General features: G+C 34.5%; 1 protein-coding gene. It reads left to right on the top strand.

Going from position 1 to position 258, the window contains the following annotated elements:
* Nucleotides 1–256 (top strand): hypothetical protein (locus Q5762_RS38945; protein WP_315897046.1); only part of this gene is annotated, 256 nt, incomplete at its 5' end.
* Nucleotides 257–258 lie beyond the last annotated feature (2 nt).

The raw sequence follows: 258 nt of genomic DNA, 5'->3' as shown, positions 1-258 counted from the left end.
TGGTGTCTTTAATGAAATTAAAGCTACTTCTCAGCGCACTGTTTTTTCAAGCTTAGAAAGCATCTTTCCAAGCGGCTCAGCAAATTGTTCGTTTAATTTTGGCGAGTTCAATATTGAAATTTGCTCTACTGCCGAAAAGATTCGTTCTCTTTTATATTGGGTTTTTGCAATATTGACGCTGATATATTTGAGGCATTTATTCTATTCCACAATTTCAACTAAAGCTGGAACCATTTTATTTACCTGCGTTAGTTGAAA

This window comes from Streptomyces sp. P9(2023), from assembly GCF_032436795.1.
Classification (GTDB): Bacteria; Actinomycetota; Actinomycetes; order Streptomycetales; family Streptomycetaceae; genus Streptomyces.
This window is presented reverse-complemented; position numbering and strand designations above follow the sequence as displayed.